Raw genomic sequence first — 25,283 nt, 5'->3', positions numbered from 1 at the left:
TTTATTACTTAAATAGCGTTCGATAATTTATGTGTATTTTGTCTTTTTTAGTCCTACCACCTATATCAATGATTTGAGCTCTTCCAAATCCTTGAATAGATAATAAATCATTAGTTTGAACTTGAAAATCTGGTGAATCAATAATTGTGTGATTAACTTTCACACGCTTCTTTTCAATTAGTTGTTTCGCTATTGTTCGAGATTTATGAATCATTTCCTTTAAAACGACGTCTAATCTCAATGCACTTACAGTACTACCTTGAATTTTCCAATTCTCTACTGATTGTATCATATCTTTAAATGGAATAGAATTAAGTTTAACTGTAGCACCTTTTATCTTTGTTAATTCCAACATAATATATGATTCTAATTGCTTTGTCAAAACAAATTGAATACTGTCACCGACAATAATATCACCAACTTGTTCCCTTTCTATTCCTAATGACATAAGTGTTCCTAGGACATGTTGATGTTGTATATTAACAAACTTCTCTGGATAGTTGATTTGAATTAATACTTCTTCAAAGTCAGCTTCCCCAGGTTCAAAATAATTAGGTGCAATGATACCTCGTTTTCTCTCTGCGTTATCTCCACCAAAAAAAGTCACTTCCATATCTTCATAACTGCCTGTTATGACTTCAAGTATATATTGTCCTCTCGGATCGAGAAAGTTTGTCAGAATTGGCGCATACTGCTGTTCAACTTGATCACACTTATCTATTAATTGATCTATTAACCCTTGCTCTTCGTCTCTAAAATGCTGATAAATATCGATTATCTTACACCTCTCTGATTCTAAATTAAATGATAAAAGAGGTTGAAACAACCTCATGTATTGTCTCAGCCTCTTAAAAGCCATATATTATTACATTAAATGAACTATTACCATATTAAAGATACTTCTTAACCCAGCTTGGAATAATACAAGTACAAACAAAGCTACAAGTGAAGAAATATCAATCATTCCTATTGGTGGAATAATCTTTCTAAATGGTTCTAAAAATGGTTCATATAATTTACCTAGTATTTCACCGAACTTAGATTCTCTAATATTAGGTACCCAAGATGTAAAGAAATAAATAATCATTCCAAAGTAATATATTTGAACTAGAAAAATTATAAAATTAAAAATGGTAGCTAGTAAACCTACATCCATATAACGTTCTCCTTATTCGTAGTGTTGCGATTCCATTTGTTCAATATGATCTGTAATACTTCCCGCAACTTCTACATTATCAGGTGTACAAAGGAATATGTCAGTACCTACACGTTGAATATCTCCACCAATTGCATAAACTGTTCCACTTAAAAAATCAATAATGCGTTTAGCTGAAATTTTATCAATACGTTGTAAATTCACTAAAGTAGCACGGCGGTTTTTTAATTCATCCGCGATATCTTGTGTATCTGAAAATACTCGTGGTTCGAATAAGCACATTTTTGAACTTTCATAACCACTATAACTTTGAGACGTTTGATTCATTGTAACAACATTTTTGCCGTTTGACTTTGATGACGGTTGATTCATACGCACATTCCTTTCTTCTGAGTTATAATTTCTTGTTGATTTCTTTTGTGGTACTGTTTTCAATTTACTTTGATTACTATATAAACGTTCTGATTGTTGCGGTTGATTCTGTTGAACATTGTTTGTTTCATTTTCTTCATTCTGAACTACACGACGTTGTCGCTCTTCAGGGCTTTCAACTTCTTCTTCATCATCCATTAGAAAAAAATTATTAAATAAATCTTTAATAGCCACGGGGCTCACTCCTATTCTCCTACAAGTTTAGTCCCAATTCTTATAAATGAAGCACCTTCTTCTACAGCAATTGCATAATCATTACTCATTCCCATAGATAAATAGTCACACGGTGCATAATCTAAATTAAGTTTTTTGATTTCATCTCGTTTTACTCGTAATTGTTTAAATAACTGTCGAATATATGTGGTGTCTTCTGTATAAGGTGCCATTGTCATTAATCCGACAATTTTTATTTTATCATATTGTTCAATTTGTTCTATAAAGTGATTAACTTCATTCAAAGCAATACCATGTTTAGATTCTTCTCCTGAGACATTGACTTGTATGAAGCAGGCAATCTCATGATCCGCTCTTTTATTAATTTCCTTAGCTAAACTAAGTCTATCTAGTGCATGTAGGTAATCAATTTCGTTTATGACTTCTTTTACTTTTCTAGATTGTAAAGAACCTATAAAGTGCATAGTAACATCGTTAGGCAACGCAGATTTCTTCTCTAAAAAGCCTTCTAATCTATTTTCACCAAAATGTCTAAGTCCAGCATCATAAGCTTCTTTAGCACGGTCTATTGTAACATATTTTGTTACTGCAATCACGTTTGGCAAGGTAGACGCTTCACTATTTTTAAAGTGTGATTGTATTTCACTTTCTATATTTCTTAAATTTTGTTTTACATCCATATTCTACTCAACCTCTTCACCATTTGTTAAGTTTAATTGTCATTAATAAATACATATATATTTAAATATTTATTATTTATATAACTAATCTAATCAGATTATTTTTGGCCTATAAAAGCCAACATTCTACCTGTTTGACCTTTTTCAACTCGATATGAAAAGAAAAGTGATAAATCCTCTGATGTAGCATAATCAGTTATATATATATTGTCGAATGGTACACCATAATGATTAAGTAATAGTGCATTAGCACGTTTTAAATCAATACCATGTCGATTCTCTCCACGAGTTTCAATATAATCTTTTACATTAATCGGTAATGTGTCAAACTTCGCTTTAATATCATCATTAATTTCATATGTAGTTGATGTAGATGGTCCAATTACAATCTTTAGATCATTATAATCAAAATCAATTTGCTTTAACATTTCACTAACAATTTGACCATATGTACCTCGCCAGCCAGCATGTGCTAATCCTACATAGTGATGTTTTTCACTATAGAAATAAACTGGTACACAATCAGCGTAACACATCGTTAATAACGTATCAGGTTCATATGTATAAATCCCATCAATACCATACATATCATCTGTTAATGTATCGATGTTAGTTCCACGATGACTTTGCGAAATTTCCATTACTCGATTTTCATGAGTTTGAATTGGAAATACCCATTGTGCTCTTTCAAACCCAATCGCGTCCGCCAACATTTCTTGGTGTTTAGTAATATTTTCAGGATTATCATCCACATATCTTGCCATATTGAATGATGATTCTGGATATAGACTATAGCCACCTTCTCTTGTAGTGAATCCTAATTTGACATACTTCAAGTCTTGAGATTCATATTTCAAGTGATGGGGATACTTTACAAATTTCTCTGACACGAGATCAAACCACCTTAATTAAAAGTTTTATTTTTGTCGATTTCTAAAAAGCTTACTCTAAAATTGAATATAGATATATTATATAACAATCTTCACTTTGCTTGAAAGTAAATAAAAAGGGAGCGAACATGAATCCACAAGTGAATTCGCCGTTCTACTCCCAATTAGGAATGATTAAGACGATATATACACTTAACCATACAACGAAATATAGACAAAACTTATTTTCAATTAACGTCTAGTTCTTCTAGAACGTCTTTCTTCTCTATTTCTGATAAAGCTAGGAATATCGTCATCTTTAGTAGTATGATTTCTTTCTGATACACTTTCAGAAGAACGAGAGCTTGATGAGCTTTGTGAGAATGATTCTTCTCTTGGCGTACTTGCTTGTGTTGAAGTGCTTGAAGTTGCACTTGTTCCGAAACCAGTACTTGAAGCTTTACGTCCTTGTGAAGTTGGTTTATCTTCAAAACCAGTAGCAATTACAGTTACTACAATTTCATCTTGTAGTTCAGGATTGATAACTGTACCAAAGATCATATTTACATCTTCATCTGCAGCATCTTGCACGATGTCAGCCGCTTCTTGAGCTTCAAATAATGATAGTGATTCCCCACCAGTGATGTTCATTAACACACCTTGAGCACCAACGATTGAAGTTTCAAGTAATGGTGATGAAATTGCTTTTTTAGCTGCTTCAACTGCTCTGTTCTCTCCAGAAGAGACACCAATACCCATTAAAGCAGAACCTTGGTTAGACATAATTGTTTTAACGTCAGCAAAGTCTAAGTTTACTTCACCTGATACAGCGATTAAGTCAGAGATACCTTGAACACCTTGACGTAATACATTATCTGCTTCTTTAAATGCTTCCATCATTGGAGTTGATTTATCAACTATATCTAATAAGCGATCGTTAGGGATAACAATTAGTGTATCAACTGCTGCTTTCATAGATTCAACACCAGCTGCTGCTTGAGTTGAACGTTTACGTCCTTCAAAACCGAATGGACGTGTTACTACACCAACAGTCAATGCTCCCATTTCTTTAGCAATCTTAGCTACTACTGGTGCAGCACCTGTACCAGTACCGCCACCCATACCAGCAGTTACGAATACCATATCTGCACCTTGGATTGCATCTTCAATTTGTTCACGTGACTCTTCAGCTGCTTTTTTACCAATTTCTGGATTTGCACCAGCACCAAGTCCGCGTGTTAATTTCTCACCAATTTGGATCTTAGATTCTGCTTTAGATAAGTTTAAAGCTTGTCCGTCTGTATTAATTGCAATAAATTCTACATTGTTCATGCCATGGTCAATCATACGGTTAACAGCGTTGTTACCACCGCCACCTACACCGATGACTTTTAATGTCGCTAAATGATTAAATCCTTGTTCAAATTCTAACATTTATATATCCTCCTAGTCTTTTTGGCCCATCATTCAAATAAAGATTTCATAAGTTTTTTAAATTTGCCCTCTTCTTTTTGAGGTTGCTCTTGATCATCATAATGTTCTGTCGTATCGCGATGACTTTCATTGCTATCATACTTATCATAGTCGTCTACTTTATCTGTTCTTTCATGTGGTTCGTTGTAGTCTTCTTCATAAGTATCTTCATGTTTATTTGACTTACGTTTAAACCAGTCAAATCCACCTGATTTAGAAGTATGTTCTCTCTCGTTATCTTCAATAACTTCTTCTTCAAACTCATCATTATCTTGATAACTCATTGTAACATAATCGAGCAACTCATCAAAAGTGATGCTACTAGATATAGTAGAAATAGCTGATGTGAATTCTGGCTTTCTGATACCCATTTGTGACGGTGTATGAACTCCAATCTTTTCATTTACCATCGTATTAAGTAATTCTTTAACTCCTAATAAGTTTGAAGAACCGCCAGTTACAATGAAACCACCGTTCACTCTAGTTAACCCTAAGTCAACTAATACATCAAACACCTCATCAAAGATATCTTGCATTGTTCTCTCAATTACAGCACTTAAATCTTTTTGAGTATATTCAACTAATTCATCACTGTCTACTTGATCTACACTAAATACATCTTGATCTGATGCAGAATTAGCATAAGCATGACCATATTGATGTTTAATCTTTTCAGCCGTTTCATATGTAGTATTTAGTTCTTCAGCAATATCATCTGTAATATCGCGACCCGCTAATTCAATTGAATCAGCGTCTACTAATTCTCCACGCTCATAAAAGGCAATTTGAGTTAAATCTTCACCAATATCTATTACACATGCGCCTAATTCTTTTTCAGTAGCTGTAAGAATTGATCCGTAATTATAAGCATCTGAATAAACATCTAAAACATCTACGCCACATGATTCTACACATTTAATCATGTTGATTAAGATAGATTTATGAATTGCAATAACTCCTGCTTCAACTCTTAATGAGTGTCTAGCAATCAATTCTTTAGGGTCTGATACTTCATTATCCCCATCCACAATAAAACGAATAGGGAATACATCAATTACATCAGTATCCGCTACATCATTTTTTTGACGAATACCTTCTAGCACTTCTTCAATGTGTGTGCCGTTTATTTCAGTATCTTCATAAAAATCAATTTCATTTGCTTCATCATATACTTCAGTACCTATGATAGGTAATTTTAAGAAAACTTCTTTAATGTCTACACCTGATGCGATAGAAGCTTTTTTAATTGTATCTTTAACTGCTTGTTTAGCAACGTCGAAATCATCAATTAATCCGTTCTTGATACCGCTAGTGTAGGTTTGTCCTGTACCTATCACATTTATTCCATTGTGAAATTTTTCGCCTACTATTGTTTTTACACTTGATGAACCAATATCTATGCTTACATAGTAATGTTCCTCCATAGATAGGCACCTCCTGACAAATTACTATTAAAATACACTATGTTTAGTTTACAATACGTCGTAAGGCTTGTGAACTATAAACACATATTAATATCGAAATTTTTTAATTATTTGAATCTGATTGTTCGTTAATTTTATTTAAAGCGCTTTGTAACTCATCTTTTGCATCAGTTTCTTGTTGTGATTTTTGACGAACATTTTGATCGGATTTTGAATCTCCGCTACTATTTTCATTATACGGTATAAATGATGCACCTACAGATAAATCTATATAACCTTGGGTTTTCAAGTTACCAGAGTCGTCTTTTGATAAAGATTGTGACATTTGAGGATAATATTTAATTTTATTAGCAATCGTTTTTATGTTGCCAACTACTTGCATATCATCTTGCATATATAAAAGAATTCGATTTTGGCTATTTTGCTTAGGTGCGTACTTAATTTCTGAAATCATATCTCTAATTTCTGGAGACATCTTAGATAAAGATTTAATCATGTTGCTTTTTTCTTCACCTTTAAATCCTTCTAAAATAGGTCCACTTCCGGCAATATTACCATCAAAGCTTTTCAATTCTTGATTTCCTTCTATAATTGGCACATATTTATTCTTTTCTTTAACAACACCTACAACTTGATTTTCAGTTATTTGCACTTTTAACGTATTCGGTAATTGCTTTTTAATTTTTACGTCTTTTATTAAATCATTCTTCTTCAGATTATGAACACCTTTACGTTTACTATAGGTATACATTCTTGAATTATCTTTCACATCCAAAGCTTTTTCAACTTGTCTGTTACTCACATTGTTATTTCCACTAATTTTAATATTAGAAATTCTACTTAGTGGTGTAAACATGTAGAGTAAAAATAAAATTATTAATAATACTAAAAATGTAATGATAATGTACTGAATTCTTTTTTGACGCTTCCTTCGCTGAATTCTTAATTGTTCTTTTCTCTCTTGTGGTGATAAATGATCAAATTGTGTACTCTTGGCATGTTTTTTTCTTTTACGATTGTCATTGAACTCTTTAACTCTATCTTTAATAGATAGCTTATATGTTTTTTCACTAGAATTAGTGGAGAGTCTGTGACTATCATTCATTTTGGTACTTTCAACGCTTTGAGCATTTTCATCAGATGTTTCGTTAAATTGTTCAATTGCTTCATTTTGTTCCAATTGTTCGGATTCATTGGATTGATTATTAAAGTTATCTTCATCTATTAATTGATTTTGATCTTGTTGTTTAGAAGTCTCATTAGGCTTATTAATTTTATACAATTGAGCGTCAACTGTGGAAACTTTATTCTTATCCTTATGATTAGCATCTTGATTTGAAAGGTGTTCTTCATTGTTTAATTCTCGATTTCTTTTTTCAATAAGACTTTGAATCGAGCTCACCTTATTATCTTTACGTCGTTTATCTTTCACTTGATTTCACAACCTTTAATAAGATGGTAAGTGGGCACGGAAACTTTCTATAAATCTTTCTCCACGTTCTTCAAATGTTTTATATTGATCCCAACTTGCACATGCAGGTGATAGTAAGACAACGTCATTCGGTTCGACTACATCTTGTACCTTTTTAACAGCGTCTTCAATATCTGTAGCTTTCAGCACTAACTTACCTTGACTATTGCCAAGCTTAGCAAATTTTTCTTGAGTTTGACCAAAAACAACCATGACACGTACATTCTTCATATAAGGTATTAATTCATCGAAATCATTACCACGATCTAAACCACCACATAACCAAACGATTGGTTGCTTGAATGAATTTAATGCAAATTGTGTAGCAAGTGTGTTTGTAGCTTTAGAATCATTGTAATACTTGTTAGTGCGATTTGTACCTATATATTGTAATCTGTGATCTATACCAGAAAATGTCGTTAAACTATCTATAATTGCTTTTATTGGTACACCAGCTAAGATTGAAGCTAACACTGCAGCTAGAATATTTTCTAAATTATGTTCCCCAGGTAATACTAAATCATCTATATTAATAATTCTTATTCCTTTGTAAACAATAAACCCATCTTTAATATATATACCGTCTACTTCTTGTTGAGTAGAGAAATATAATGTTTTAGCTTTCAAATTTTCAGACTCAATTAAATGTCTTTGATGATAATTACATATTAGGTAATCATTTTCTGTTTGATTTTTGTAAATCTGTTTCTTGGCGTTTTGATAGTTTTCAAGCGTTTCGTGATAATCTAGATGAGCAGAATATATATTTGTGATAATCGCAATATGCGGACGATATTGCTCTACACCTAATAATTGGAATGAAGATAATTCAGTTATTAGATATTCATTAGGTGATGTTTCTTGTGCTACTTTAGATGCTACATAGCCTATATTTCCAGAGAGTCTACCAGTCAATCTACTTTTCTTAAACATATCGCCAATTAAAGAAGTCGTAGTTGTTTTACCATTAGTTCCAGTTACAGCTATAATCGGTGCTTCTGATATTAAATAACTTAATTCTACTTCAGTTAATATTTTCAAATGTCGCTGATATGCTTCTTGAATTATAGAAACTGTATAAGGAATACCAGGATTTTTTACTATAATTGGCTCATTATCTAATAGTGATAAAGGATGTCCACCATCAACTATTTTAACTCCTAGCGCCTCTAAATCCTTGGCATGAGGATCTTGTGACAAGTCTTTACCATCATTTACAGTCACATTGGCACCTAATTTGATTAATAACTTAGCTGCTTCATATCCGCTTTTGGCTAGTCCTACTACAAGAACATCTTTATTTTCTAATCCTGTATAATTGAGCATGCTAATGCACTCCTATCCATAATCCGATTAATCCTGAAATTAAACCTGCTGTCCAGAACACTGTCACTACTTTCCATTCTCCCCAACCACTTAATTCAAAGTGATGATGAATCGGGCTCATCTTAAAGATACGTTTTTTTGTAAGTTTATATGAAGCAACTTGTAACATAACTGAAGCAGTTTCAATTACAAATACTAGCCCAATTAGTAACAATGATAATTCTTGATTTAACATAATTGAAATTGTTGCGAAAATTCCACCTAAAGCTAAGCTACCAGTGTCTCCCATAAATACCTTTGCGGGATTGAGGTTATACGGTAGAAATCCTAATAATGCAAAAATCATTATAATACAAAATGCTCCAATTGCTGGTGAATCTAAAACAAAGCTCATAATGGCATACATTGTAAAACCAATGATTGATAATCCTGTTGCTAAGCCATCTAAACCATCTGTTAAATTCACAGCATTTGAGAACCCAACTTGCCAAAAAACAATAAAAATCACATATGCAAAAGATAATGGAATACTAATATTTGTAAAAGGTATGTTTAGATTAGTTGAAAATTCTACAAGATGGAGAACATCACTTAGTAAAAAGAATACTACTGCAATTGCAATTTGTGCTAAAAATTTCTGCTTACTTGTTAAACCTTGGTTGTTTTTCTTAACTACGATGATGTAATCATCAATAAAACCTATTAAACCAAAACCAATTGTCACAAATAATAATAAAATGATTGGATTTGAATTATCTACAAAGAAAATTGCAATAATTGAGGTAATGATAATACTAATTAGAAAAGTCAAACCACCCATTGTCGGTGTGCCTGTTTTTTTCATATGGCTTTGTGGACCTTCTTCACGAATGCTTTGTCCAAATTTCATTCGCTTAAGCGTTGGAATTAAAATAGGTACTAAGATAAAAGTAATTAATAGTGCGATAATCGCAAGTATAAAAAACATAATTGTCTCCTTTATATATTTAATTTTTAGTTTTGTCTTCTGAGTTTATTAATTGATAATATCTCGTTCATTTTATCAATATTTTAAAGTAAATTCATTTAAAATTTGTATGAGATCGTATGACGCCCTTTGAAGTAACACGAGCTGAGAAGGGAATGATAATAACCACCCCCTCACTTATATTTGCTACTAAAGTTCTATTTTGTAACCTATGCTCAATATGCTTGTCACAACTTTTAGACGTTCATTCAATTCTCATAACTTATCATCTACTTTTTCAAGTCAAATTATAATCAATCGTTAGAATCTTGACTATTGTTTGTCTGTTGTTCTTGTTCAGAAGAGGTCGAAGTATCATTCTTATTGTTTTTTCCCTTATCCTCTGAAGAACTAGCTTTATCTTTATTAGAAGAGTCATTTGATGTTGTCTCATTGTCATTTGTATTCGTCGATGTATCGTCAGGATCTTCTGGAGATAATTCAATTTCAACCTTACTATTGTCTTTTAATGTGGTTCCATTGTTAACCGATTGTTTTGTTACATATCCACTACCTTTAGTTGTAACGTTAATGCCGGTTAATTCTTGAAAGGCAAGTACATCATCTTTTGTCCAACCTTTCATATTTGGCATTGTAATATCACCATCAGTTAACAAGAGCACCTTACTATTAGGCAATAATTTTTTATTGGCTTTAATTGATTGAGATTTGACGTTATCTCCATTACCAATAACGGTTGCTTGTAAATCTTCAGATTTCAAACTTTCTTTTGCTTTTTCAGTAGATTGTCCAGTTACATTTGGTACTTTTGAATATTGTGCAGATTTAGTTTCATCTTTTTTAGAACCTACATTTAAATATTTAAGTGTATTTTCCATAATTGGTTTGAAAGCCTTACTTACACCCATTTCATAAGCTTCTTGATCATTCTTTTGAGCTAAGCTCATACCGGCATAAACAATAACTTTGGGATTTTTCTTAGGCGCATCACCAATGAAACTTACAAAGTATGGATTTTCACCCTTAACATATCCGCCGTTTTTTTCATCCGCCACTTGGGCAGTACCTGTCTTACCTTCAATATCATAACCATCTACTCTATAATTCATCGCATGACTCTTCTTACTATTAACTACTTTATCTAATTCTGTTTCCACTTTACTTGCGGTAGAAGCAGTAATTGGTTTGCCAGCAATTTCTTTTTTGCCTTGATAGAATGTCTTTTTGGAAATTGGATTTTTAATACTATCCACAAACCATGGTTTAAGCATATTCCCTTTATTAAAGAAAGCAGATTGCGCCTGAATCATTTGTACCGGCGTAACAGTTGTAGATTGCCCGAATGCTGACGTTTTTTGTTGTAATTCATTCGACCAAGCAATATTACCCTCTGCTTCACCATCAAACAGACCACCAGTTGGTTTGTTAAAACCAAATCTTTCGTACCATGATTTCATTTTGTCAGCACCTACTAAGTCTTGTAAGTGCATCATCAGCGTATTTGAAGAATAAGTAAAGCCTAATGACATTGGAATTTCGCCCCAACCAGTTTTATTCCAGTCGGAAATTCTAGAACCCATGATATCACGATGTCCAGACTCATATTTTTTCTTAGGATCAAACTTACCTTCCTGTATAGCTGCCGCTAAACCAAATGATTTAAAAGTAGAACCTGGTTCATACGTATTTTGATATAAATCATTCGCCCATTTTTTTCCGAAATCTTCACCTGTCTCAGGATTAAACGTAGGACGTTGACTGAATGCTAAGATTTCACCTGTTTTAGCATCCATGACAACAGCAAATAAATCTTTTGGTTGATATCTCTTAACCATATCATCCAATGCTTCCTCAACGAATACTTGTATATTTGAATCAATTGTTAAATGAACATCATCACCACGTTTAGGTGATTTTTCATTTTTAGTATTTGGAGCAATATATCCCCATATATCTTGTATATAAGATAATGCACCTTTAGTTCCACTTAAATAACTATCAAAGATTTTTTCAACACCAAGTGCACCTTTTAATTCGCCTGTATCTGGATTTTTTTGTGCCATTCCTATTAAGTGAGACGCAAAATTACCATTTGGATAAAAACGTTCAGTTTCTGGATATAATGTAATACCTGGTAAGTCCATTTTTTCCAGTTTCTGTTTATCTTGATAAGTTAAATTAGTTCCTTTTTGACCAAATTCCACTTGGAATGCTTTTTTCTGATTAAGTCGTTTTTCAATTTCTTCCGGTTTCATGTCTATAATTTTAGAAAGTTCTTTAGCTGTCTTCTTTTTATCCTCTACATAGCGAGGTTTTTCTCCACTTTTACCTGCGCTCTTATCGACTACCGCTACAACTTTATATCTTTCGACATCTTCGGCAAGAATTTTACCGTTTCTATCATAAATCTTGCCTCGTTCAGCTTGTTCATTGTTTTGAACTAAATATTTTTCATTCGCTCGCATTACTAAATCTTGTCCATCAGAATGCCCTGTGATCATAATATATGAATATCTTAAAACCAATATAAAAAAGAGCAGTCCGAATATACCAACAAGGAGGACTGCTCCTAATTTATTTTTTCTAATTTTAATTTTTCGCTTCGCCATTTGTACGCACTACCTTTACATTGTCGTTATTTAGGCTCATACCTTGTGCTTTAGCCTTGTCGTAAATGCGTTGGTAAGAAGAACTTTTTTTAATTTCAGATTGAATTGCGCTATTTTCACTTGATTGTTGTTCAATTTTGGAGTCTAAATCTGCAATCTTTCTATTCGTATCATACGCATCCATTTTTAAAGATAGCATATAAATAGCAATAACTGCAATTGCAGTAACAAGTGTTATGTATAAGTATTTCTCAAATCTTGTGAGTTGAACTACAACCTTCTTAGTAACTGTTCTTGTTTGTGGTTCCGATTGAGGTTGTTGTTTCGGTATACTATTGTGCTGGACGTCTTCATATGGTTCATATATTTCTTCTACAGCCATCGTCAATTACTCCTTATTTTAAAATTTCTGCAACACGTAATTTAGCACTGCGCGCTCTGTTATTTTCATCCAAATCTGTATCCGTTGCCGTAATTGGTTTGCGATTTACTCTCTTGAGTTTAGGTGTGTAAGCTTCAGGAATAATTGGTAACCCTCTAGGCACATCAGGACCCTTTTCATACTCTTGAAACATTTGTTTGCATAATCTGTCTTCTAAAGAGTGGAAAGTGATTACTGAAATTCTGCCTCCAACTTTTACAAGCTCGATTGCCTGCTCAATTGAATCTTCGAATGCAGATAATTCGTCATTAACGGCAATACGTATAGCTTGAAATACACGCTTTGCAGGATGACCACCTTTTCTTCGAGCTTTAGCAGGAATGCCTTCTTTAATGATGTCAACTAGCTCTAATGTAGTTTCAATAGGCTGATGTTCACGATGTGCTTCAATTCGTCTCGCTATTTGTTTAGAAAATTTCTCTTCACCATAGCGATAAAAAATCTTAACAAGTGCTTCATATGGCCATTGATTGACTACTTCGTATGCGCTAAGTTGCTGCGTTTGATCCATTCTCATATCAAGTTTAGCATCATGATGATAACTAAATCCTCGCTCTGGAACATCCAACTGTGGACTAGAAACGCCTAAGTCATAATAAATTCCGTCTACCTTTTCAATGTTTAAGTTTTTTAAAATGTCAGTTAATTCTCTAAAGTTACTATGTACGAACGTGACTTTATGTAGATGATCTTTCAATACCTCTTTAGCATTATCTAATGCTGTAGTGTCTTGATCAATCGCAATTAATCTACCGTCATCGTTTAATTGATTTAATAAATAGAGTGCATGACCCGCGCCACCAAGCGTACAGTCTACATAAATACCATCTTCTTTGATGTCTAAATAATCAATTGTTTCGTTAAGCATGACGCTAATATGATGAAACACGACTTATTCCTCCATTAAAAATCAAAATCTATTAAATCTTCAGCAATATCTTCGAAACTCTCTTCAGATTCATCATAAAAATCATTCCAAGTTTCTCTATCCCAAATTTCAATTCGATTTGAAACACCTATTACTGTACATTCTTTAATTAAACTAGCGTACTTCCTCAAATTTTGAGGAATGTTAATACGCCCTTGCTTATCCAATTCCACTTCGATGGCACCTGAGAAGAACATACGCATAAACTTACGTGCGTCTTTCTTTGTCATAGGTAAGGTTTTCATTTTTTCTTCTATTTGTTGCCACTCTTCAAGTGTGTAACCGAATAAACATTTATCAAGGCCTCGCGTGATAATAAAACGTTCGTTTAAGTCATATCTAAACTTAGATGGAATTATCATACGTCCTTTAGCATCAAGTTGATGTTCGTATTCTCCCATGAACATTATTATCACCTCACCTTATTTATAATTTACCACATATCCCCACTATCCTCCACTAATTCTGTAAAATATCTTAAAATTCTTTTTTTCATACAAAAAAACCTATTTTATCATTTCGATAAAATAGGTTTAAAGCTTGATTTATTAAGGTTTAATGATGATTTGATCAAATGTGTATTCAAGTGGTGGGAAAGTGGAGGGACTAAACACATCAATCCCAAAATCATTCATAATTTGTAGTGGATTCCAGATTCTTTCTTGTAATCCGTGGTGAGGATGTAATACTAAATCCAATTCTCTAAATTGTCTCATACTAATATCATTCTCACGTTCAATATTTAACAAATAGCGTTTCAGTAAATAATCAAATTGTTTATTATGAATTTCTTCATTTTTAGTTACTAAATTGAAATTATCTTGATTTTCCTTAACTTCATTTAATAATTGTTGATACACATTTTCATGTTTTGCTTTCAATTCTTCTACTTGTTGTATAAACATATCGGAAGCTTTTTCACGTACAAATTCATTTTTGTCATCATCGATACCATCTTGAATAACTTTTTCAACATTAAGGCTATATTGTTTAAGTAGTTTTTGTGTTCTTTCCATCATATATGTCATCTTCATACGTGGAATAACTATTGGCATTTCTACATTAAGTAATTTGAATACATTATTTAGTTCTGCCCAATATTTAATTTCACTTGGACCACCTATGAATGCTACTGTATTAAATAGCCATTCTTCCATGACTGGTCTCGTAACGACGTTGTTTGAGAAACGCTCCGGCTCTGTCTCTATTAATTCAATTAATTCATCTTCAGAGTAGGTAATATCAGATTTACTTAATTTAAAATGATTATCTTCTTTTGATATTAATTGACGCATACCATCCTCATGAAGGAACAAATGTACATTAGTATCTGTCTGTATCATTTGTGTTAATCCCGATGCAATGGTTTGCTCTTGTGTTTGTCTGAATACTTGATTAATTTTAGAATGATTATTTACTATTTCTTTGAGTAATGGTTTTTCAAGTTGTCTAAGCTTATCGTTCTGTGCATCGATGAGTAGCACACCGTGTTCTTTAAAGACCGTATGCAATAAAGCCTTAAATATATCAGTCCAAGTATCAAACTCATTAATAATATCCACGCATAATCTATATAAAGGTTTAGAATGTTTAGTTTCTTTTAATTCTTCGAAGAAAAGATTTAATGCATTAAGCATAGCTTCCTTATCAGGAGTATATCTTGAAATATTTGTTTCTGGAGGCGTCATTGTATGGTACTTCACTTTCTTTAATTGCGCCTCTTTCACATTATAAACATACGTATGATTCACTTCATCAAAATCATGATCCTCTCCAGCAATCCAAAACACAGGAATAACCGTTTCACCGTATTCTTTAGTTAGTTGACTACTTAACGTTACTATCGAAAGAATTTTATGGAAAGTGTATAAAGGTCCCCCAAACAATCCTGATTGTTGACCTCCAATAACTACTTTAGCTCCTTGTTCAAGCGCCTCAATATGCTCTAGCTGAGAAGTAGTTAATTTCAAATCCGCCATATAGTCTTTAATGATTTGTGCTAATTGTTTTTCTCTACCATTATTAGCACGTTTCATTCTAGTCGTGAAACTAGCTGTCTCAACTGGGTTATATTGATAAAATTCTAATAAACTTTTATCACTTTCTTTTAATTTTGAAATAAATGAATCTTTTTCTTTAAAATGAGTTACTCGACAATCCATATCTATACTCCTTCAACATAGCTATTACTCATATAGTATAAAGATTATAGCATTATATGACAATTTAACGGCTTAAAAATTTATAATTTTTGAAGTGAAATTTACCCTTTCGTCCTGAAAATACAATTGAATGAAATTTACATATTATTTAAGTTATAATATAACAAAAGAAATAAGGGGGATAACGCAAATGAGTGAAGTAAAACATCTTGAAATTAATTATAAAACAGACGAATTGTTTGAGGCTTTTAGAGAATTCGGTAACAAAGATTTATACATGGTTGAAGAACTACAAGGCCAAATGATCGATGCCAGTTCTGAATCACCATTCTATGGCATCTTTCACGGTGAAAACCTTGTTGCCCGAATGGCTTTACTAAAAAAGGGTGACGTTGAGGAAATTTACTTTCCAGAATTCGATGATTATTTACTACTTTGGAAATTAGAAGTTTTAAATAACTATAAAAATAAAGGGTACGGTCAGTCACTCATTGATTATGCAAAATCTTATCATATGCCTATCAAAGCCATTGCACGTCAAAATTCTAAAGATTTTTTAATGAATCAAGATTTTGAGGATGTACACGCTAAAAATCCTGAAGGTCATGATGTACTCGTATGGTCTCCTAAATAATTAATTATAATATGGAAAAACTACGGAGTGATAAAAGTTCTATCAGAATCTTTACCACTCCAACTTTTTTGCATAAAATGTTTTTACTCATTTTCAATTAAATCAACTAATTCACTCAATGATTTAATTTCGTAATCTGGATTTATATCAGAATTATTCTTTTTATTTCTTACATTAAACCAGCATGTAGCTATTCCCGCATTTTTTCCACCTAATACATCTGAAGTTAATGAATCACCAACAATAATGGTAGATTTTCGTTTGTCCTTACCAATTTTTTCAAACACATAATCAAAAAACTCAATCATTGGCTTTTGATAACCCGTTTCCTCTGATATAAATACATCATCAAATGTGTCTTTAAATTGTAATTGTGCGATACGTCTTTTTTGAGTATCTGTAACACCATTAGTAACAATATAAAGCTCATTGTTTTGAGCTAATCGATCTATCGTTTCTAGAGTAGAATCAAAATGCTTAATGGGTGCTTTAGCTAATTCATCCCTAAAAGTAACATCTGCTTGTTTACCATCCACTTCAATCCCATAATGATTAAAATATTCAATGAATCTGTGTGAAAGAACTTCTTCTTTAGTTAGTTTATTCTTTTGAAAAGCCTCCCAATGTGCCTGATTAATTTGTTTAAAAAATTGAAAGTCTTCTGCTGTTGGGTAATGATGATAATGTTTGGCCATATTGTGAAAAGCTTTATCTTCAGCATCATAAAAATCAACTAATGTATCATCGAAGTCTAATAATATTGTATTATATTTCATATTTTCATCCTTAACGTTTATTTTCTAAAATCTATTTTAACAGAAATATATTTATAAATTAAAAAAGACCAGAGCGCTTGCCCTGGTCCATGATAATTAAAATTTCAAATTAGAAGCCGAAAATTTTACCTAAAACACTGATTCCGTTTTCTACGATACCTACGATGCTTGTACCCATTTCAGCCCAGTCTTTATCTTGTCCTGCTTGTACTGCTGCTGCAATTGCTTCTGCTAATTTTTGCATATTTATCTCTCCATTTCTCTATAATTTTTTAAGATTTAAACTAAGTTTTAAAATAAACGTTAAATTAGAAACCAAAGATTTTACTTAATTCAGTTACACCGTTTGAAACGATATCTAAAATACTTGTACCTAATTTAGTCCAGTCTTGGTTTTGACCTGCTTCAATTGCACTTTTTACTGCGTTTGCGATTTTTTCCATGATTACTATCTCCTTTATAATGTTTATTTATATTTTCAATAAATGTTATCTGTCGAACTTAGAATCCGAATAATTTACCTAAAATGCCAACACCGTTTTCTACGATACCTACAATGCTTGTACCTAATTTAGCCCAATCTTGGTTTTGGCCTGCTTGAACTGCATCTGAAATTGCTTGTACTAATTTTGACATTTAAATCGCTCCATTTCTTTTTATTTAAAGTATTTAAATCTTAATGTATAAAATTCAATAGATACATTAAGCTATTTCTTAAAACCAAAAACGATTAATTGGTAAGTTTTTGTTTACCTATCGTTTTGTTACTTATACTATATAGTGATTTATGCTATTTGCGTTCTATCTTTCTTAACTTATAAATTAGACATCAAAACTGTAGACCTTTGATTACATAAAACACACTTAGGCATTCAAATATGTTGTGCAAAATCTGACAATTCCGCAAACGTTTACAAGACCTTTACATTAGCTTTATATTTCTTTAAAATTCACCTTGTTTTATAAACGCTTTAACCTACTAAGAGACCATTGCAAGTCAAGGATTCTCATTACAACCATTTATCTAAACAGACAAGTGAATATACTCTAGTCCTTTTCAACTATTTAATTAATCGTAATGTTAGTCATTGCAACTTTATTCATTTCTGTATTTCACTATTTATCATGATACTTTTATTTTGTAATTGGATTGAGTATATGAATAATAGATGAGAATAATTTCAACACTTAGGATCTATTTATTACTTTATTCCTTCATAGATGTTTATAGTTTGTTCATAGTTGCTTATAATGCTTCCTATTGGTTCTATACATTTGATTACTTCTGCGTCCATATGGCTTGACGATATTCATTCAATTGCTCGACTTTATGTCTTATTGCACTTGCACATAGTCGATATAAGTTACAAATACACATAATTAGTGAAAAATATAAACTTTTTTTATATTAAAGCTATTGCTAAATAAGGTTTCTTTAGCTATAATAATTCTTGTGTTAAAAATTTATGTCCTGGTAGCTCAGCTGGATAGAGCAATGGCCTTCTAAGCCATCGGTCGGGGGTTCGAATCCCTCCCAGGACGTCATTAACTAAAAATTACATATATTTTTAGGTTGAGAACGCTGTTATGACGGCGTTCTTTTTATTTTGTCTTGTAACTAAGCTAAACTGCACCAAAAATAGAAAAACCCGCCATGTTATGACGAGTTTCTAAGATAATATTATTATGTTGTTAGTTTAAAAATTTTTGACACGTATTTGACACGTGATCAACAACTTTTTTACCTAAAAAATTTAGTTTTTAAATGTAAGTATTAAATTAATTATTGAAATGACCAAAGTGACTATTGCAAAATAAAACGTTAAAGACGTTAGTTTTTCACTTCTCAATTTAAAAACTCCATTCAATATTAATATTCTATTAACCAATATTATATGTATTGGAATAAACACTCAGGAGTTAATTAAATGCTTAAGTGTCTATATATCAAAGTTCAAATTCAATCGTTTCTATAATATGATTATCTCGATTTCTATAATTTAGAATAGCCCTACCATTCACTTCATCAATAATGAGTTCGGCAAACGTTTCTTCAATACCACTGCGAGATTGTGATATACTGCCTGGATTTATGACATGTACACCATCTAAATGCTCATATTTTGCAACATGAGTATGACCATAAAATGCAAATTGACATCCCTGAGATTTAGCTTTTTGTGCTAAATGCATACGAGTTTGATTTACTGAATACAAATGTCCATGAGTATATAGAGCCTTTAAACCTTTAATTTCCACTTCTTCTTCATTAGGAAATTCAGGATAAAAGTCACAATTCCCTTTTACTCTTCTATATAGGCTTAGTTCAGTATCATTATATTCAAATTCTGAATCCCCTAAATGTAATAAAACATCAGCATCCTTATGCGCTTCATATAAGTGATATAAAATACCAGATTCTGTATGATTGTCACTGACGATAAGCCACTTTGTCATTACTTTTCACTCTCCAAATAAGCATTCAATTTTTTAATTGCATTACCTCTATGACTGATTTTACTCTTTTCTGTTGCAGTAAGTTGAGCCATAGTTTTACCTTTTTCAGGCACATAGAAAATAGGATCATAACCAAAACCATGCTCGCCCTGTCTTTCAGTAGTAATCACTCCAGAAACAGTACCTTTGAAAGTTTGAGTAGTTTCATTAGGTGCACTCATACTAATGACGCAAACAAATTGTGCATCTCGATTTTCGATACTATCTAAATTCTTTAATAATTTATCAATATTAGCATCATCACTCTTATCTAATCCTGCATATCTAGCTGAATAAACGCCAGGTTCGCCATTTAGAGCAAATACCTCTAATCCACTATCATCTGCTATCACACGTTTATTCAATACTTTTGCAGCTTCTTCAGACTTTAATCGTGCATTCTCTTCAAAAGTTGTTCCCATTTCCTCTACATCAAAGTCTTTTATTAGTTCTGATATACCTATCACATTGTCATTGGGAAAAATTGATTTAAAATCATTAATTTTACCTTTATTATTTGTAGCAATTACGATGTCTGTCATTCATATTCCTCCTTGATTATTCATCTACACTGATGCGTTCAACTTCAACATCTAATTTTAACCATTGTAGAATGATATTTTTAATATGTACTGTATCTCCAGTAGCAAAGAATCTATGCTCTGGATGTTGTGTATAGCTCGCATGTTCATTACTAAAAGTTAATAAAGCACTAACTTCACGTGCTGTTTCTAATCCAGAGGAAATAACTTTTTTCTCTCCTCCAAAATAATCATTTATAGGCTTATATAACAATGGATAGTGTGTGCATCCTAAAATTATCGTATCTGCATCAGTATTTCTCCACTGCTTTAACGTTTGATGAATGACAATACTTGTAATTGTAGGGTCATCGTAGCGCATTTGTTCAACTAGTGGAACAAACCCAGGGCAAGCTACACCATAAACATGTACGTTTGGGTTAATGCGCTTAATATGATGTCTATACGCCTCAGATTTAATTGTTCCTTCAGTCCCTAAAATTAAAACATTTTGATTTTTAGTAGTCATAATGGCTGTTCTTGACCCTGGCTCAATAACTCCAATAACTGGAATAGGCAGCAATTGTTGCAAATGTTCTAATGCTACAGCGGTAGCTGTATTACAAGCTATTACAAGCATTTTAATATCAAATTGCATTAATTTATTAGCAAGTTGAGTAGTAAATTGTTTAACTTCATCACCAGGTCTTGGACCATAAGGACATCTTGCAATATCCCCTAGATAGTAAATTGTTTCGTTGGGTAATTGACGCATGATTTCTTTAGCAACTGTCAAACCACCTACACCTGAATCTATAACACCAATTGGTTTGTTCATCTTCATTCATCCTTATAACACATAATACATTTATTTTATCATATACATGCTAAGAGTTTGACTAATCCGATTAAGCATTCATATACATATCTTAAAAAGCTTTATAAAGAAAAAAGTAGTTAATCAATTCAATTAAGAATCATTAACTACTTTTCAAATTATAATTAAATGTATATATTAATCTACTTTGTGGTCTGAACCGAAGAATGATTTAAACATATGGAATGTTGTTTCTCTATTCATAGCTGCGATAGAAGTTGTCAAAGGAATACCTTTCGGACAAGCATTTACACAGTTTTGAGAATTACCACATTCTTGCAAACCGCCAGCACTCATTAAAGCGTCTAATCGTTCGTCTTTAGTCATTGCACCAGTTGGATGTAAGTCGAATAAACGAACTTGAGAAATTGCCTGAGCACCAACGAATTTATTATTTTGAGTAACATTAGGACAAACTTCTAAACAAACACCACACGTCATACATTTAGATAACTCATAAGCTGTTTGACGTTTTTTCTCAGGCATACGTGGTCCTGGTCCTAAATCATACGTACCATCAATAGGAATCCAAGCTTTCATACGTTTTAAGTTATCAAACATTCTAGTACGATCCACTTGTAAGTCACGAATAACAGGGAAAGTACTCATTGGTTCAAGACGTATAGGTTGTTCTAATTGATCAACAATTGCTGAGCATGATTGTCTAGCACGTCCATTGATGACCATTGAACAAGCACCACAAACTTCTTCTAAACAGTTCATATCCCATGTAACAGGTGTTGTTTTTTCACCTTTATTATTTACTGGATTACGTCTGATTTCCATTAAACATGCGATTACGTTCATATTTTCTTTATAAGGAATTTCAAACGTTTCTTCATACGGTTTAGAATCTTGATTATCTTGTCGTTTGATAATCAACTTGATTGATTTTTGTTTTGGTTCTTTTTGCTCTTTTTCATTTGTATTATTATCGTTTTGGCGAAGTTCTTCGGGAGTGTCTTTTACTGATTGATTGTCAGCCATTATTTTTTACCTCCTTTAGACTTACTTGTATAGTCACGTTTACGTGGTGGAATTAAACTTACATCAACTGGTTCATAAGTGAATTTAGGCGCTTCTTCTCTACCTTGATATTCAGCTAATGTTGTTTTTAACCATTCATCATCATTACGGTCAGGGAATTCTGGTTTGTAATGTGCGCCACGAGATTCGTTACGATTGTAAGCCCCAATTGTAATTACACGTGCTAAAACTAACATATTCCACAATTGACGAGTGAAGAATACAGCTTGGTTACTCCAAGTTTGTGTATCTTCCATATCAATATTTTCATAACGTTTCATTAATTCAACGATTTTTTTATCTGTTTCTAATAATTTATCGTTTTCACGAACAACTGTTACGTTCGCTGTCATAATTTCACCAAGTTCACGGTGAAGTTTATATGCATTTTCAGTTCCACGCATATTTAATAATTTATCAAAGCGTTCTTGCTCTTCATCGACACGTTTTTGATAAATGCTGTCATCTAATTCAGTATATGTTGTTTCTACATTCTCAACATATTTTATTGCATTAGGACCAGCTACAGTACCACCGTAGATTGCAGATAATAATGAGTTGGCACCTAAGCGGTTACCACCATGTTGAGAGAAATCACATTCCCCAGCTGCAAATAATCCTTTAATATTAGTCATTTGATCATAGTCTACGTATAAGCCACCCATTGAATAGTGAACGGCAGGGAAAATTTTCATTGGAACTTTACGTGGGTCATCACCCGTAAATTTCTCGTAAATTTCAATAATACCACCAAGTTTAACATCTAATTCATGTGGATCTTTATGAGATAAATCAAGGTAAACCATGTTTTCCCCGTTTATACCTAATTTCTGATTGATACAAACATCAAAGATTTCACGCGTTGCAATATCACGAGGTACTAAGTTACCATAATCAGGATATTTCTCTTCTAAGAAGTACCAAGGTTTACCGTCTTTGTATGTCCAAATACGACCACCTTCACCACGTGCTGATTCACTCATTAGGCGTAATTTATCATCACCAGGAATAGCTGTTGGGTGAATTTGAATAAATTCACCATTTGCATATTTAGCACCTTGTTGGTATGCAATTGATGCCGCTGAACCTGTATTAATCATTGAGTTTGTTGTTTTACCGAAAATGATACCAGGTCCACCAGTTGCCATAATAACGGCATCTGAACCAAATGATTTAATTTCAGAAGTTGTCATATTTTGAGCTACGATGCCTCTTGCAGCATTGTCCTCATCTTTGACAATTCCTAGGAATTCCCAACCTTCATACTTAGTTACTAATCCATCTACTTCAAATGAACGTACTTGTTCATCAAGCGCGTACAATAATTGTTGACCAGTAGTTGCACCTGCAAAAGCAGTTCTGTGATAAAGCGTACCACCGAAACGTCTAAAGTCTAATAGCCCTTCTTTTGTTCTACTAAACATAACGCCCATACGGTCCAATAAATGAATGATTGATGGAGCAGCTTCAGCCATAGCTTTAACAGGTGGTTGGTTTGCTAAGAAGTCCCCACCATAAACTGTATCATCAAAGTGAATCCAAGGAGAATCCCCTTCACCTTTGGTATTTACCGCACCGTTAATACCACCTTGGGCACAAACAGAGTGCGAACGTTTAACAGGTACAATTGAGAATAAATCTACATGCGCACCTTGTTCTGCAGCTTTAATTGTTGACATCAGACCAGCAAGTCCTCCACCGACAACAATAATTTTTTTCTCTGCCATAGAAAAGTCACTCCCCTAAAATATATCGATAGCTTAACGTAATTGCTTAAGCTCATTTGATAAGTACGTGATATAAATACTTATCTAAAATTCAACGTACTATATATGATTACAAATTGTGTTTTATACAAATGCGAAAATTGCAGATACTCCAATGTATCCTAGAACTAAGAATACGATTAAAGAGATCCAAGTAAATACACGTTGTGATTGTTTAGATTGTAAGAATCCCCATGTTACAAAGAATGACCATAAACCATTTGAGAAATGGAAAATAACACATAATACACAAACGATATATACGATAACCCAAATTGGATTTTCAAGTGTTTTGTGCATCAATTCAAAATCAACTGCTTTACCAAAGAAGTATTTTTGAATTGTAGTTTGCCATAAATGCATGAAGATAAATACGAATGTCACAATACCTGAAAATCTTTGTAATGCAAACATCCAGTTTCTAAATAAAGAATAATGACCGATATTTTCTTTAGCTGTAAATGAAATGTGAATACCATACAAACCGTGATATAAAATTGGAATATAAATTAATAAAAATTCAACTGCTAATAAAAATGGAATTGATTCCATAAAGCCAGCCGCCTTATTAAAAGCCTCTGCCCCTTGTGTTGCTTGATGGTTCACAATTAAATGAACAACTAAAAATGCACCAATTGGAATAATACCTAGTAATGAGTGAACACGTCTAAGGTAGAATTCATTTTTAGACTTTGCCAAAAGGAGTCCCCCCTGTAAAACTATTGATTTAAATAGTTTATTTATAAGAAAGTCTTTACAATCAAGAAACATCATAATGATTTACTATTTTTTTAGTACTTGTCCATTGTTAAATTATTGTGACAATAATCAATAAATATCGGTTCAATTAAGAACTATGTAAACAAGTAGCACTTAAAAAAGTAAATAAATCATATTTGTTTTAATGAGGAATGCTAGTATTACATTAATCATTAATAAATACACTTTAATGATAATGTTTCTCAATTAGAAAACGCTTCCATACTTTCTTAAAAAAACAAACTTTTTGTTAACTGTATTGTAACATTTTTTATATGTTTTTGGGCTATGAGAATAATTCTCATAGCCCTTTTT

General features: G+C 32.4%; 26 protein-coding genes and 1 tRNA gene. 2 read left to right on the top strand and 25 right to left on the bottom strand.

From position 1 onward, the window contains the following. Window positions 1-4 precede the first annotated feature (4 nt). The 15 genes from BB045_RS09785 to bshC all read right to left on the bottom strand — a co-directional run bounded on the left by BB045_RS09785 (window position 5) and on the right by bshC (window position 16,113). The gene (locus BB045_RS09785; protein WP_070582059.1) at window positions 5-832 is read right to left on the bottom strand and encodes a YlmH family RNA-binding protein; all 828 of its coding nucleotides are present in this window, start codon (window positions 830-832) and stop codon (window positions 5-7) included. Window positions 833-865: 33 nt separating this feature from the next. After that, complete coding sequence (locus BB045_RS09780) at window positions 866-1,156, bottom strand: YggT family protein (protein WP_070582058.1); 291 nt, start codon at window positions 1,154-1,156, stop codon at window positions 866-868. 12 nt (window positions 1,157-1,168) lie between these two features. Next, window positions 1,169-1,762 carry a cell division protein SepF gene (locus BB045_RS09775; RefSeq protein WP_070582057.1) on the bottom strand — a complete coding sequence of 198 codons (594 nt, stop codon included), beginning with the start codon at window positions 1,760-1,762 and terminating at the stop codon, window positions 1,169-1,171. 11 nt (window positions 1,763-1,773) lie between these two features. Further along, window positions 1,774-2,442, bottom strand: coding sequence for a YggS family pyridoxal phosphate-dependent enzyme (locus BB045_RS09770; RefSeq protein ID WP_070582056.1), 669 nt, complete (start codon window positions 2,440-2,442; stop codon window positions 1,774-1,776). A gap of 98 nt (window positions 2,443-2,540) precedes the next feature. Continuing rightward, window positions 2,541-3,332, bottom strand: a complete 792-nt coding sequence (gene pgeF / locus BB045_RS09765) for a peptidoglycan editing factor PgeF (protein WP_070582055.1) — start codon at window positions 3,330-3,332, stop codon at window positions 2,541-2,543. A 231-nt stretch (window positions 3,333-3,563) separates the two neighbouring features. Then, window positions 3,564-4,745: a cell division protein FtsZ gene (ftsZ, locus tag BB045_RS09760; RefSeq protein WP_070440641.1), complete on the bottom strand. Its 1,182-nt coding sequence runs from the start codon at window positions 4,743-4,745 to the stop codon at window positions 3,564-3,566. Window positions 4,746-4,774: 29 nt separating this feature from the next. After that, window positions 4,775-6,208 carry a cell division protein FtsA gene (ftsA, locus tag BB045_RS09755; RefSeq protein ID WP_075140720.1) on the bottom strand — a complete coding sequence of 478 codons (1,434 nt, stop codon included), beginning with the start codon at window positions 6,206-6,208 and terminating at the stop codon, window positions 4,775-4,777. A 103-nt stretch (window positions 6,209-6,311) separates the two neighbouring features. After that, window positions 6,312-7,640, bottom strand: a complete 1,329-nt coding sequence (locus BB045_RS09750) for a cell division protein FtsQ/DivIB (RefSeq protein WP_070582053.1) — start codon at window positions 7,638-7,640, stop codon at window positions 6,312-6,314. A 15-nt stretch (window positions 7,641-7,655) separates the two neighbouring features. Then, window positions 7,656-9,005: a UDP-N-acetylmuramoyl-L-alanine--D-glutamate ligase gene (gene murD / locus BB045_RS09745; RefSeq protein ID WP_070678604.1), complete on the bottom strand. Its 1,350-nt coding sequence runs from the start codon at window positions 9,003-9,005 to the stop codon at window positions 7,656-7,658. Window position 9,006: 1 nt separating this feature from the next. Then, a complete protein-coding gene (mraY, locus tag BB045_RS09740; RefSeq protein ID WP_070582051.1) occupies window positions 9,007-9,972 on the bottom strand; it encodes a phospho-N-acetylmuramoyl-pentapeptide-transferase in 966 nt (321 codons plus the stop codon). A gap of 293 nt (window positions 9,973-10,265) precedes the next feature. After that, window positions 10,266-12,581, bottom strand: coding sequence for a penicillin-binding protein (locus BB045_RS09735; RefSeq protein ID WP_070678601.1), 2,316 nt, complete (start codon window positions 12,579-12,581; stop codon window positions 10,266-10,268). Then, window positions 12,562-12,963: a cell division protein FtsL gene (ftsL, locus tag BB045_RS09730; protein ID WP_070582049.1), complete on the bottom strand. Its 402-nt coding sequence runs from the start codon at window positions 12,961-12,963 to the stop codon at window positions 12,562-12,564. Before ftsL ends, BB045_RS09735 begins: the two co-directional genes overlap by 20 nt. Window positions 12,964-12,976: 13 nt before the next feature. Beyond that, window positions 12,977-13,912, bottom strand: a complete 936-nt coding sequence (gene rsmH / locus BB045_RS09725) for a 16S rRNA (cytosine(1402)-N(4))-methyltransferase RsmH (protein WP_033080059.1) — start codon at window positions 13,910-13,912, stop codon at window positions 12,977-12,979. Window positions 13,913-13,926: 14 nt separating this feature from the next. Beyond that, a complete protein-coding gene (gene mraZ, locus BB045_RS09720; RefSeq protein WP_070582048.1) occupies window positions 13,927-14,358 on the bottom strand; it encodes a division/cell wall cluster transcriptional repressor MraZ in 432 nt (143 codons plus the stop codon). A 141-nt stretch (window positions 14,359-14,499) separates the two neighbouring features. Next, window positions 14,500-16,113, bottom strand: coding sequence for a bacillithiol biosynthesis cysteine-adding enzyme BshC (bshC, locus tag BB045_RS09715; protein ID WP_070582047.1), 1,614 nt, complete (start codon window positions 16,111-16,113; stop codon window positions 14,500-14,502). A gap of 190 nt (window positions 16,114-16,303) precedes the next feature. On the opposite strand from bshC, the gene BB045_RS09710 reads away from it, so the two are divergent. Beyond that, the gene (locus BB045_RS09710; RefSeq protein WP_070440621.1) at window positions 16,304-16,747 is read left to right on the top strand and encodes an N-acetyltransferase; all 444 of its coding nucleotides are present in this window, start codon (window positions 16,304-16,306) and stop codon (window positions 16,745-16,747) included. 83 nt (window positions 16,748-16,830) lie between these two features. On the opposite strand, the gene BB045_RS09705 is transcribed toward BB045_RS09710, so the two are convergent. The 4 genes from BB045_RS09705 to BB045_RS09690 form a co-directional block, all read right to left on the bottom strand. Then, complete coding sequence (locus tag BB045_RS09705; protein WP_070582046.1) at window positions 16,831-17,523, bottom strand: YjjG family noncanonical pyrimidine nucleotidase; 693 nt, start codon at window positions 17,521-17,523, stop codon at window positions 16,831-16,833. 109 nt (window positions 17,524-17,632) lie between these two features. Beyond that, on the bottom strand, window positions 17,633-17,767 hold the full coding sequence (locus tag BB045_RS09700; RefSeq protein ID WP_070582045.1) for a phenol-soluble modulin PSM-beta-1: 135 nt from the start codon (window positions 17,765-17,767) through the stop codon (window positions 17,633-17,635). Between the two features lie 64 nt (window positions 17,768-17,831). Then, entirely contained in the window at window positions 17,832-17,966 is a 135-nt protein-coding gene (locus BB045_RS09695; RefSeq protein ID WP_011276027.1) for a phenol-soluble modulin PSM-beta-2, read from the bottom strand. A gap of 58 nt (window positions 17,967-18,024) precedes the next feature. Then, window positions 18,025-18,159: a phenol-soluble modulin PSM-beta-3 gene (locus BB045_RS09690; protein ID WP_011276028.1), complete on the bottom strand. Its 135-nt coding sequence runs from the start codon at window positions 18,157-18,159 to the stop codon at window positions 18,025-18,027. Window positions 18,160-18,991: 832 nt separating this feature from the next. Between BB045_RS09690 and BB045_RS09685 the strand changes: the two genes are divergently transcribed. Further along, window positions 18,992-19,065, top strand: a tRNA-Arg gene (locus tag BB045_RS09685). A gap of 405 nt (window positions 19,066-19,470) precedes the next feature. Here BB045_RS09685 and BB045_RS09680 read toward each other — a convergent pair. The 6 genes from BB045_RS09680 to BB045_RS09655 form a co-directional block, all read right to left on the bottom strand. After that, window positions 19,471-19,980: a YfcE family phosphodiesterase gene (locus BB045_RS09680; protein ID WP_070440215.1), complete on the bottom strand. Its 510-nt coding sequence runs from the start codon at window positions 19,978-19,980 to the stop codon at window positions 19,471-19,473. Continuing rightward, on the bottom strand, window positions 19,980-20,561 hold the full coding sequence (locus tag BB045_RS09675) for an XTP/dITP diphosphatase (protein WP_075140719.1): 582 nt from the start codon (window positions 20,559-20,561) through the stop codon (window positions 19,980-19,982). The genes BB045_RS09680 and BB045_RS09675 overlap by 1 nt, the downstream gene beginning before the upstream one ends. A 16-nt stretch (window positions 20,562-20,577) precedes the next feature. Further along, window positions 20,578-21,378 carry a glutamate racemase gene (gene racE / locus BB045_RS09670; protein ID WP_037549449.1) on the bottom strand — a complete coding sequence of 267 codons (801 nt, stop codon included), beginning with the start codon at window positions 21,376-21,378 and terminating at the stop codon, window positions 20,578-20,580. A gap of 177 nt (window positions 21,379-21,555) precedes the next feature. After that, a complete protein-coding gene (sdhB, locus tag BB045_RS09665) occupies window positions 21,556-22,404 on the bottom strand; it encodes a succinate dehydrogenase iron-sulfur subunit (RefSeq protein ID WP_070440219.1) in 849 nt (282 codons plus the stop codon). After that, window positions 22,404-24,170 (bottom strand): succinate dehydrogenase flavoprotein subunit, encoded by a 1,767-nt coding sequence (sdhA, locus tag BB045_RS09660; RefSeq protein ID WP_053016987.1) that lies wholly within the window; start codon window positions 24,168-24,170, stop codon window positions 22,404-22,406. The genes sdhB and sdhA overlap by 1 nt, the downstream gene beginning before the upstream one ends. A 123-nt stretch (window positions 24,171-24,293) precedes the next feature. Continuing rightward, window positions 24,294-24,908: a succinate dehydrogenase cytochrome b558 subunit gene (locus tag BB045_RS09655; protein ID WP_075140718.1), complete on the bottom strand. Its 615-nt coding sequence runs from the start codon at window positions 24,906-24,908 to the stop codon at window positions 24,294-24,296. Window positions 24,909-25,283: the final 375 nt, after the last annotated feature.

Origin of the sequence: Staphylococcus sp. MB377 (assembly GCF_001922505.1) — a bacterium.
Classification (GTDB): Bacteria; Bacillota; Bacilli; order Staphylococcales; family Staphylococcaceae; genus Staphylococcus; species Staphylococcus haemolyticus.
Note: the sequence above shows the minus strand (reverse complement) of the source record. Positions and strands in the feature narration are given on the sequence as shown.